The 11294-nt window shown below is 40.4% G+C and carries 11 protein-coding genes; 6 read left to right on the forward strand and 5 right to left on the reverse strand.

What is annotated here, in order from left to right:
* The first annotated feature begins 26 nt into the window (after positions 1-26).
* Both L634_RS0113440 and L634_RS0113445 read left to right on the forward strand, forming a co-directional pair.
* Positions 27-1061, forward strand: a complete 1035-nt coding sequence (locus L634_RS0113440) for an aldose epimerase family protein (protein ID WP_026582899.1) — start codon at positions 27-29, stop codon at positions 1059-1061.
* A 348-nt stretch (positions 1062-1409) separates the two neighbouring features.
* A complete protein-coding gene (locus L634_RS0113445) occupies positions 1410-1916 on the forward strand; it encodes a GNAT family N-acetyltransferase (RefSeq protein WP_026582900.1) in 507 nt (168 codons plus the stop codon).
* A 196-nt stretch (positions 1917-2112) separates the two neighbouring features.
* On the opposite strand, the gene L634_RS0113450 is transcribed toward L634_RS0113445, so the two are convergent.
* The 3 genes from L634_RS0113450 to xylA form a co-directional block, all read right to left on the reverse strand.
* Entirely contained in the window at positions 2113-3003 is an 891-nt protein-coding gene (locus L634_RS0113450) for a Vgb family protein (protein WP_026582901.1), read from the reverse strand.
* A 524-nt stretch (positions 3004-3527) separates the two neighbouring features.
* Entirely contained in the window at positions 3528-5027 is a 1500-nt protein-coding gene (gene xylB / locus L634_RS0113460; protein ID WP_026582902.1) for a xylulokinase, read from the reverse strand.
* Between the two features lie 27 nt (positions 5028-5054).
* A complete protein-coding gene (gene xylA, locus L634_RS0113465; protein ID WP_026582903.1) occupies positions 5055-6380 on the reverse strand; it encodes a xylose isomerase in 1326 nt (441 codons plus the stop codon).
* Positions 6381-6743: 363 nt separating this feature from the next.
* Here xylA and L634_RS33410 point away from each other — a divergent pair, with 363 nt between their 5' ends.
* Complete coding sequence (locus L634_RS33410) at positions 6744-6914, forward strand: hypothetical protein (RefSeq protein ID WP_157452399.1); 171 nt, start codon at positions 6744-6746, stop codon at positions 6912-6914.
* A 112-nt stretch (positions 6915-7026) separates the two neighbouring features.
* On the opposite strand, the gene L634_RS0113475 is transcribed toward L634_RS33410, so the two are convergent.
* Positions 7027-7545, reverse strand: coding sequence for a DJ-1/PfpI family protein (locus L634_RS0113475; RefSeq protein ID WP_026582905.1), 519 nt, complete (start codon positions 7543-7545; stop codon positions 7027-7029).
* 141 nt (positions 7546-7686) lie between these two features.
* Between L634_RS0113475 and L634_RS0113480 the strand changes: the two genes are divergently transcribed.
* The 3 genes from L634_RS0113480 to L634_RS0113490 all read left to right on the forward strand — a co-directional run bounded on the left by L634_RS0113480 (position 7687) and on the right by L634_RS0113490 (position 10754).
* Positions 7687-8064 (forward strand): winged helix-turn-helix transcriptional regulator, encoded by a 378-nt coding sequence (locus L634_RS0113480; protein ID WP_026582906.1) that lies wholly within the window; start codon positions 7687-7689, stop codon positions 8062-8064.
* Between the two features lie 173 nt (positions 8065-8237).
* Positions 8238-9422 carry an ROK family transcriptional regulator gene (locus L634_RS0113485; RefSeq protein WP_026582907.1) on the forward strand — a complete coding sequence of 395 codons (1185 nt, stop codon included), beginning with the start codon at positions 8238-8240 and terminating at the stop codon, positions 9420-9422.
* 312 nt (positions 9423-9734) lie between these two features.
* A complete protein-coding gene (locus L634_RS0113490) occupies positions 9735-10754 on the forward strand; it encodes a DUF3231 family protein (RefSeq protein ID WP_026582908.1) in 1020 nt (339 codons plus the stop codon).
* 355 nt (positions 10755-11109) lie between these two features.
* On the opposite strand, the gene L634_RS0113495 is transcribed toward L634_RS0113490, so the two are convergent.
* Positions 11110-11294: transposase (locus L634_RS0113495; protein ID WP_026582909.1), on the reverse strand; the 185-nt coding region annotated here is incomplete at its 5' end.

Raw genomic sequence — 11294 nt, forward strand, 5'->3', positions numbered from 1 at the left:
TGATACTACTGTGGGGTGACATAATAATGAACATAGAAACGATTAAACTGCAAAATGGCTGGAAGCAATTTGATTTGCGGAATGACAATGGAATGATTATCAGTCTATTAAACTATGGAGGCATTATAACCAGGATTATAGCTCCTGATCGGGACGGCAACGCTGAAAACGTGGTTCTGGGCTTTAAAAATGTTCAAGATTACAAGACAGACCCGAACTTCTTTGGTGCCCTTATCGGCCGAGTAGCCGGCAGAATTCAAGGAGCCGCTTTTGAGCTGGATGGAACCGTCTATGAGCTGGAAGCGAATGATGGAGTAAATCATTTGCACGGTGGATCCCATGGATTTCATAAAGTCATCTGGGAAACGGAATCATTTCAGGAAGAGGATTCAATAGGAGTAAGACTCTCACATTCCAGCAAGGATGGTGAAGGCGGATATCCCGGCAATATTGAGCTATCTGTAACCTATCGATTAACCAATGCAAATGAACTCATTCTCGAATATGAAGCGACGACAGATAAAACCACTCCACTCACTTTGACGAACCATTCTTACTTTAATCTAAGCGGAAATCTGAAAGATACGATCCACCAGCATCAAGTCAGGATTGATAGTCATCAATTCCTCGAACTGGATGAACACTTAATTCCAGCCGGAACAATACTGGAAGCTGAACAAACACCATTTGATTTTCGCAGAGGGCGCATATTGGATGATGGCATTTCATCAGGAAACGAACAAAATACGATTGCCGGTGCTGGTTATGACCACTATTTTCTTTTTGATCATAGCCATACAGAAACTGTCGTCGTGAAAGAAATGACGAGCGGACGTGTTCTTGCCATTGAGACAGATCAGCCAGGCATGGTGATGTATACAGCGAACAATCTGCAAAGCGGTATGGAGCTGGCTGAAGCATTATCCAAGAAACATTTAGGCGTTTGCTTTGAAACACAAAGCTCACCGGCCTCCCTTCACCACGAGCGATTTCCGAATGTAATCTTGCATCCAGATGAAACGTATAAGCAGCGGACGGTTTTTCGATTTACGACTGAATAAAATGAAAAAATGTTAAATAACGGAAATTACAGTAAAACAGCAGCTCTACTATCCATAAAATAACACAGAAAAAGCGCATGGATTTCATTTTTATCCATGCGCTTTCATTTACTTATATTATTTTATCAAATCTGCCATATAGTATTAAAAGAATCCCTTCTTTTATAAAACAATATTTAAGTAAGGATTAATAAAATAACACAACCATCCCTGCTAAAATTGGATAAATGAATGAAAAAAATACCATCCTGTCCCCTCATTTTTTGGTAAAATCAAACTAAACTGATATCTAAAAGGGACAGGAAGCTCCCCCCTCTTGTTCTATCTCATAATAAAGGAAGCGATAATATGAAAGTACTAGAAACCGATCGGCTGATTCTGCGGTGGGTAGAGGTGAGCGATGCACAGTTTATTTTTCAGCTGCTGAATGAACGGGGATGGCTGAAGTATATTGGGGACAAAGGAATCCGCACCTTAGAGGATGCTGTACATTATATCAAGACCGGTCCACGTACAATGTATAAGCGAGAAGGCTTTGGCCTTTTCTTAGCAGAACTGAAGGAAAATCAGACACCGATTGGCTTATGCGGGTTAATCAAACGGGACGGTCTTGACGATGTAGACATCGGCTACGCATTTCTTGCCGAATATCATTCACAAGGATTCGCCTATGAGGCAGCCCAAGAAACAGTGGCATTTGCCAAAGAAAAAGGGCTAAAACGACTTATTGCCATTACAACCAAAGGTAACCAATCCTCCATAAAGCTTTTAGAGAAGCTGGGAATGAAGCTTGACGGTTTCGTTACGCTTCCAAATGATACAGAAGAACTGAAGAAATTTGCATTAGATCTATAAAGATTCATGGGAAAGGTCTCTGTCCCCCTGTTCCTCCCCTAATCAAAAGAAGGCTATTTTAGCCTGTATCTTCGGGTGGGTTCAGAGATTTCCTGCTTTAACTCAAATCCGTATTTTTTTTGATTACCTGAAATATGATTAAGGATTCCGTACCAGGTCCCCGTTGTTTTCTAAATTACATAGAACTCCCCTCCACTCATTTCATTAAGCTTAACTTTCCGATTTTGCTGCATTCTAATGCGGACCAAACAGCACCATCTTTGTCACATACAATTCCGTGAGGTTCAGCATGGGGTGTTTTGAATGCATATTCTTCAATCGATTGATTTTTTGTCAACCTTCCTATTTTATTTGCACCCCATTCAGTGAACCATAAATCAGATTCTATTCCTACAGTGATAGCATGGGGACGTGCATTTGGTGTAGGAATATCATATTCAGTTATTTCACCGGAAACAGTAATGTTTCCAATCTTATTCCCCAATAATTCTACAAACCAAAGTGAATCATCATTTCCTTTTGTAATGCCTACTGGTCCTGCTGCTGGTGTAGGAATCGGGTATTCGGTTATTTCTCCTGTTTCCGTTATTTTACCGATAGCATTGTTTTGGTTTTCAGTGAACCAGAGTGAGTTATCCGAACCTAACGTAATAATAGAAGGGTATGATCCTTTATTAGGCAGTTCGTATTCATGAATCTTCCCCTCCGCTGTCAATTTACCTATACGATTTCCATTCAACTCAGTAAACCAGATATCACCATTTGGACCTTCTGTAATGCCATATGGTGCTGAATTAGGATGCAGCAAAGGATATTCTGTAAATTCGCCTATTGTTGTAAGCTTGCCTATTTTGCCGGCTCCATTTTCAGTAAACCAAATATCCCCTTTTGAAGAGACTGTTATACACATCACTCTGGCATCAGGAGTGGGGACAGTATACTCTTGGATTTGTCCCACTTGATCCAGACAGCTAATCTTGTTGGCTTTATGTTGAGTAAACCATACCTTTCCTTCGTGTGAAACAGCTATCCCGTATGGACCTGAATCAGAGTGTGGAATATTTATTTCATGAAGTTCAAATTTCATATAACCCCTCCATCAAAATTTTTATACAAAAAAGCCTCCTATTCATGTTTTTCAGAGATAGGAGGCGATGCATCTATTGGTACAGAGCTAAATAGACATGTTTCACAGACGCTTTAGTCATTATATTAAAGGCCATTAAACAATATTCCTATCTAATAAAATCAATCAATAAAAAAACCATTAATCGTTCAGTTAATCAGAAAAATAGTCTGAAGCTGAATGAATAAGTTCAGCCATTGATTCTTGGCAAAAGTCAGGATTATTGAACCATTTCTTATTTTGACCCTTCCGTTTTTCGTTAAGCTAAAAGTAAAACGCTAGCTAAATTTTGTCAACGACTATTACCATAATACTTTATTAATGTTTTCGGCACTTATTTCTCACATTATATATCTAAAAAAGGAAATTTTCCTAAGCTGATGTATTTCAATGATTACACATCCACTTCTTATAACACCAAAAAAGGCTGCCTCAGAAAGCATTTCATCTTTCTGAGGCAGCCTTGCCATAGGCCTTATCCCACTTTATTTTCGATAGGCGATCAGTTTTTCATTTAACGTCTTCGTTTGACCGTAGACCTCTTTGTACAGACTGAACAATTCCTTGTACGTCGTAACATGACTGGCATTCGGCACAAACTCTTTCTCCACTTGCAAAAATGCATCCGCACATTCCTTCATGGAATCAAACCACCCGCAGCCAAAGGCCGCAATCATGGCTGCCCCCATTCCCGGTCCCTGCTCACTCGATAGCTTTAAGATCCTGGCGTTGAAAATATCGGCCTGCATTTGAAGCCAATCAGCATTTTTCGTGCCGCCTCCAGTGGAAACAATCGTATCAATCTGCTTGCCGCTTTCACGGAAAATAGCTAATGATTCATTCAAGGAAAAGGTGATCCCTTCCATCACAGCGCGCACAAAGTCTTTTCGTTCATGTGAGCTGTCCATGCCGATAAAGCTTGCCCGAATAGCTGCATCCGCATGTGGTGTTCGCTCTCCAGCCACATATGGAGTAAACAGCAATCCATTTGAACCAGGGGGAACGGTTCCGACCTCACTAATCAGCTCTTCAAAGCTTTCGTCTTTGGCAAACACATTTTTGAACCAGCTCAAGCTGTAGCCGGCTGCAAGGGTCACCCCCATCGTATAATAAGCATTCGGTGCCCCGTGGTTAAAGTAATGGACCTTGCCTTCGAAATCCTTTTCATTGCTGGATTCATAGGAAAGGACAACACCGGAGGTTCCGATGCTGCAAAGAGTCTTCCCATCTTCCAAAATCCCGGAGCCAATTGCGCCGCATGCATTATCTGCCCCGCCGGCAAATACATTCGTGGAAGTAGATAGACCAGTAGCTTCAGCGATTTCTGAAGTAATGTTCCCTACTTTCTCATGGGAATCTACTAATGGCGGGCAAAGTTTTTCATCAATACCCAGCAGCTCACAAATTTCCTTACTCCATACCTTTTCACTGATATCCAGCAATAATGTACCCGCTGCATCGGAGTATTCCATATGGAGCTCCCCTGTAAGCTTGTAACGGAGGTAATCCTTCGGTAAGACAAAGGTTTTCGCCTTTTCAAAGATTTCCGGCTCATGCTCTTTCACCCAAAGCAATTTAGGAAGCGTAAAGCCTTCCAATGCCGGGTTCTTCGTAATCGCAAGCAGTTTCTCTTCGCCAACAACATCGTAGATATGCCGGCACTGGGCAGTCGTTCTTGTATCGTTCCAAAGGATGGCATTGCGCAGGACCTCACCCTGATCATCAAGGAGCACAAGTCCATGCATCTGCCCGGAGAAGCTAATGCCTTCAATCTCCTCTGGATTTCCTTTAAAGTCTTTGAGCAGATCAGACAGTCCTGCAACTGTCTGATCCACCCATTGCTTAGGGTCCTGTTCGCTATAGCCGGTTTTCTCGTGGATGAGAGGATAGTCTTTGGAAACCTCCTGAACCACTTCCCCAGCTTGATTCACCAGCAATATTTTAACTGCACTTGTTCCTAAATCGACGCCAATTACATATTTCATCGCTGCACCTCTTTTATCAGTAAAGCCTTATTCTCCAGCGTAAGCGTTTAGTAAATATTGATTGATAGTTGCTTTGATTTTTTCCAGGCGGCCTGATTGATTCTTAACTTCTGTTAAGCCAAGTGCATGCTCCTCAAGCTTATGAAAGTCTGTTTTCCCTTCCACGATCTCAAGTCCGATTCCTTCTGTGTAGCTCTTATAGCGATTTTCCACTACATCATCCAGGACTTTATCATCAATAAGCTTCTGAGCGACTTTTAAACCTATAGCAAAGCTATCCATTCCGGCGATATGAGCGTGGAACAAGTCATCCGCCTCGAATGAACCCCTTCTCACTTTTGCGTCGAAGTTCAATCCACCGCGGCCCAGTCCGCCATTTTTAAGAATTTCAACCATTGCCAGAGTAGTAGAATATAAGTCAGTCGGGAATTCGTCTGTATCCCAGCCCAGTAATGGATCACCCTGGTTGGCATCAACTGAACCAAGCATGTTATTTACACGTGCATAGCGAAGTTCATGTTCAAATGTATGTCCCGCCAAGGTTGCATGGTTCGCTTCAATATTAAACTTAAAGTAATTTTCCAAACCGTATTTTTGCAGGAATGCAAAGCCTGTCGCAACATCGGAATCATATTGATGTGTCGTTGGCTCTTTTGGTTTTGGTTCAATTAGGAATTGGGCATCAAAGCCGATTTCCTTCGCATAATCGACCGCCATATGAAGGAAACGGCCCAAGTTATCCATTTCCAGCTTCATATCTGTATTAAGCAGGGTTTCGTAGCCTTCCCGGCCGCCCCAGAATACATAGTTTTCCGCACCTAATTCCTTCCCTATTTCCAAGCCTTTTTTCACTTTCGCAGCAGAGTATGCGAAGATATCTGCGCTATTGGATGTAGCAGCGCCATGGACAAAGCGAGGGTGCGTGAAGTTGTTCGCCGTGTTCCAAAGCAATTTTGTTTTGCTGTCTTTCATGTAATCCTTGATCATACTAACGATTGCATCAAGGTTTTGATTCGTTTCTCTTAAAGTGCTTCCTTCTGGAGCGATGTCTGCATCATGAAAGCAGAAGAATGGTACATCAAGCTTCTCAAAGAATTCAAAAGCAGCTTCTACACGCGCTTTTGCCAAATCCATTCCTGTGAATCGATCCCAAGGACGAATCATTGTACCGCTTCCAAATGGATCCGAACCATCCGCTGTGAAGGTGTGCCAGTAAGCTACACCAAAGCGCAGGATTTCCTCCATTGTTTTTCCGCCGATTTCTTCCTTTGGATTGTAAAATTTAAACGCAAATGGGTTTGTTGATTTTGAACCTTCATATTTAATTTTATCGATATGTTGAAAATAAGCCATTGATCGTTCCTCCTAAAATGTTAAAATGAAGTGCTTCTCCGGGCGGATAAGCATAACCCGAGCGGTCCGTTTTTTCCTCAGGAGTCTGGACTCCCTTGCCAAATTTAACAGTATCGTTTATCAAAGCCTAATGAATGTAACAGCTTACATTGTTATTATACCAGCACATAAATAGTTTGTCTATTGGATAAACTAAGTTTTTATGAATAACTGTTAAACAAATCTGGATAGCCGTAAAAGTTTATGATTGTATATAAAGGCAGAAGCTTCTTGAACGTGTTTTTATACATCTTTGTGAAAAACCTGTTTAGCTAATGAAAAATGGATAATAAATTTTATTCGTCCTATACTGCAGCATTCATTATGGCAGCATCCATTGCGGTTCCTCCCCCCTGCGTTTACTTTGATTGCCATTATGCTGGATTTGATGAAAAGAAATATGGAGGAAGCGGCATATCGTACTTCAAGGTCTACTTTAAAAAGAATTCTGGGCTTTGGATTGGTGATCAAGGCGGTTGGACTACTGATTTTTAACGTCCAAGATGGAGGCACACAAGGCAAAAACGGCGTTATTCATCTTATAAAAAAAGCCGTCCGGAATAAATTCCGAAGGGCTTCATATCAAACAAGTTTTCGCGTTTAAGAACTAACTTAATGCTTCAACCAGGCTTTTTCCAAATTCCTTCGCACCGTCTGGTCCATCGCCTGTAATAATATCATCATGTGCTACGACATGTTGCTCAACGTATTCTGCGTTATGAGCTTTTAATTCGTTCTTTTGTACGTCTATAGGGTAGCATGTTGCTTTTCGGCCAGCAAGTAAACCTGTTTTAGCTACAGTTACAGCTCCGGCACAAATTCCTGTTACAAGAACATTTTGTTTATGAGCTTGCTTTAAATAGCTTAGTAACTCTTGATTTCCCCATAAATAATCGTTCGTACCGGATCCTCCAATAATAGAAAGAGCATCATAATCAGTGGCTAAAACGTCAGAGAAGATCACCTCAGCGATTGTCTTGCCTTGATTGTCACCAGTAATTTCACCTGTTTTTGTGCTTGCAATGGTTACTTCTACCCCAGCATTTTCTAATGCCTCTTTAGGCTGAAATAATTCATCTTCATTAAATCTTTCTGGTGGTATAATTAATAAAGCTTTTTTACTCATAAATGTTTGCCTCCTAAAATAGAAAAAATTTATTTAAGAACAATTTCATTCTACCGGCGGTTTTCTGCATTGTGAAGAATGCACTTTTTTGTGCGGAGGTTACCAAATGGTTACTATTAAAAGAAAAGGAGTTAACTCCCTATGTCAGATAAATTAAGAGAAGAAATTAAAGAAAGAATATTAAATCACGATTATCATTGTGAAAAAGAACTTACTTTATCAATTATCAGCGGAAAATGGAAAGTTGTTATTTTGTGGCATTTAGGTGTTGAAGGGCCACATCGCTTTAGCGAACTCCAAAAACTGTTCTCAGGAATATCTCATAAGGTATTAACAAACCAATTACGTGAACTGATAGAAGATGGAATCGTTCATAGAGAAGTGTTTCCGGAAATTCCTCCGAAAGTCGAATATTCAATGACTGAACTGGGGATGACGTTGTTGCCAATTGTTGAGATGATGTATGAATGGGGAAAAAAACGAATAGATCAAATTAAACAAGAAAGTAATTTTTTTTGAAGAAGAAAATAACTAGATTGTTTCCTTAAATAAATTGCTGTGCTGTTATGCCAGGTTTGCTGCAAAATTGTGATCACTGCCCAGCACAATGTTTGTCTACCTGATAAACTAAGTTTATTATAGAAATAGAAATGGTAAAACTAAAGAAAATAGAAAAAGAATGGAGCTTCAAAATGAAAATGACTCAAACGTACAATCAGCATGTTGTCAAAAAAGGCAACAAGTCATTAGTATTACAAACCATTCAGGAATACACCCCTATCTCGAGAGCCGATATTGCCAATAAAACAGGACTGAACAAAGGAACTGTGTCCTCTCAGGTTAGCGAGCTCCTTAAAGAAAATCTGATCCTCGAATCCGGCCCAGGAGTTTCTAGCGGCGGAAGAAGACCTGTCATGCTGCTTTTCAACCATGTGGCTGGATACTCAATCGGGGTTGATATAGGCGTGAACTATATCCTTGGAATCTTAACTGATTTGCAAGGGAATATCGTCAATGAAAAAATGATGAAATTTAATGGTTTATCCTTTGAAGAAATAAAGGATGAATTATATAGCATTGTTGATTCTCTGATTGACGCAATGCCTCAGAGTCCGTACGGATTGGTTGGAATTGGAATCGGCGTTCCGGGTACCGTCAGTACAGATGGAGAAATCCTTCTCGCACCTAATTTAAATTGGAAAAATATCAATCTGAAAAAAACAATGGAAGAAAAATATAACGTTCCCGTTCAAATCGAGAATGAGGCAAATGCGGGTGCCTATGGCGAAAAGAAATTCGGGGCAGGAAAAGATTCAAGCAATATCATTTATGTGAGTGTCGGAATCGGGATTGGTACCGGCCTTATCTTAAACGGTGAGCTTTATAAAGGAAATCACGGTTTTTCCGGTGAGCTTGGCCACATGACCATTGAGGTGGACGGCCCTAAATGCCCATGCGGAAACCAGGGCTGCTGGGAATTGTATGCGTCAGAAAAAGCATTGGCCAGCTCTGCGGCTAAACATGGGATCCAGCCGGAAAACGGCCAGAAGCTTTCTCTTGAAAGTTTGAATGAACTTGCTGAAAACGGGGATGCAAAAGTTATTGAGGTTTTTGAAGAAATTGGAGAGTACTTAGGAACCGGAATCAATAACATCATCAATATCTTTAACCCAGAACAAGTCATAATCGGCAACCGCCTGGCCTCGTCGTCAAAGTGGCTGGAAGAGCCGCTAAGAAAGAAACAAAGCCAAACACTCTTTACTCATCAGAAAGACCTTAGGATCGATTTTTCACAGTTATCCACCCATGCCACAGCATTAGGCGTGGCTGCATATGCATGTGAAAACTTCTTAACCATTGATATCCAGGAAGTGTAAGATACTTTGCTCTGTAGAGCAGTCTATTTTTAGCGGATGCTCTGCAGGGTACATTTTATTATTTGTCTCCGCTTTTTTTGCCTTATTCTCTACCCCCTCCCTTCAATACTTTCACCCCATTTACACTTCAAAACTAATTTTATAATGATTTATCTATAATAAGATAATAGGCGAACTTATTTTGTGTTCTAATATGGTTTTCCATACGATGTGTTTAAAGAGATAAAACAGGTTATATGCATACTTTCTCACCACTTTCACAAAATAATGGCAAAATAAAGAAGAATCTTTCATAAGATGGGGGTTTAGGTATTGGGTATTTTTGGAAACCGAAAGAAACAAACCTTAAACGCTGCGGATGTATCTGCTCTTTGGTTTCAATACATGGGTGATAGCATGGCAATCTGTATTTATAAATATTTTATTCAGATTGTTGAAAACAAAAAGATCCAATCTATTTTAGAATTTTCTTTGCAATTATCAGAAAGCCATATTACTAAAATCACCGAATTTTTAAAAAATGCAGACTTCCAAATTCCAAAAGGCTTCACAGAGAAGGATGTGAACCTTAAAGCCCCGCGTCTATTTTCAGACGACTTTTTACTTTTTTACACCAAAATTATGGCGATGCATGGGTTAACTGCATATGGTCTTGCAATAACAAACTCAGATCGAAAAGACATCCAGGATTATTTCTGTGAATGTTTAGTAACTTCAAAAGAATTATTCCAAAAGTCTGCGGAGTTGGCTAAAAGTCATTCAAAATTCATCAGCATACCTGCAGTTCCATCACCAAATGAGATTGAATTTATAGATAGAACAGGATTCCTTTCGAATTTAATTGGGGACAAAAGGCCACTTAATACTTCTGAAATCAGTAATATATTCTATAATTCAAGAAAGACCGGTTTAGTTCGATCATTGAGTTTAGCTTTTGGTCAGGTAGCGGGGAATGAGGAAGTTCGTAAATTCATGGAAAAGAATGCTAAGTTGGCTGGGAAAGATGCCGACAGCCTGGACGCCATATTACGGCAAGATGATCTGCCCATCCCCGAGAAATGGGATGCGGAAATAACAGATTCCACTGTAAGTCCATTTTCGGATAAATTGATGATGTTTCACGCAGCGTTATTGGTAAATTCCGCTGTTTCTTATTATAGTGCTGCTTTAGGTGCCAGTTTAAGATCGGATATCATTTTAAACTACCAGCAAGTATCACTCCATGCAATACAAGCTGGGAGACTTTGCTATAAAATATTGGTAAAGCACGGATGGATGGAACAGCAGCCGCTGGCGGTTGATCGAAAATCCCTAGCACAGCGTTCGGAGTAATTAGTTTTAGGCATAAGATCAACTAGATACAACATATATTAAGGGCTTTGTATTCCACAAATAAGTTAAAATAACCTATCGAAATGCTCCAAGCACTACGGCTTCGAGCATTTCCCCCCACTCATGCACTTCTCCTGATTTCAGCATTCACCCCTGCAAAAAGCAGGCAGCCATGATTCTAAGATTATTAGTTAAAGCCTGCCTCACTTCGATGCCAAAAAACATGGTTTTGGAATCTATTTTCAAAGTAAGTATCCGCCCGTAAAACGGGCGGTTTTAATTTCGCCCTATAAGGGCACTTTACTGACAATCCCCTAAAGGGGACTCTAAATTGACCGTCAACCGTTCACTCCTGTCACTTATCTTTAAATGGATCGACGTATTCCCTCTTTGTCATATGGTCGCGTAATTTATCCTCAGCTTCCTGCTCGCGGATATATTTTGCTACTGTTTTCTGGTTGAGTCCCACCGTACTCACGTAATATCCCTTAGCCCAAAATGTGCGGCTTCCGTGGTTATACTTTAAATTCGCATGACGAT

Source organism: Bacillus sp. J33 (assembly GCF_000518885.1).
Classification (GTDB): domain Bacteria; phylum Bacillota; class Bacilli; order Bacillales; family Cytobacillaceae; genus Cytobacillus.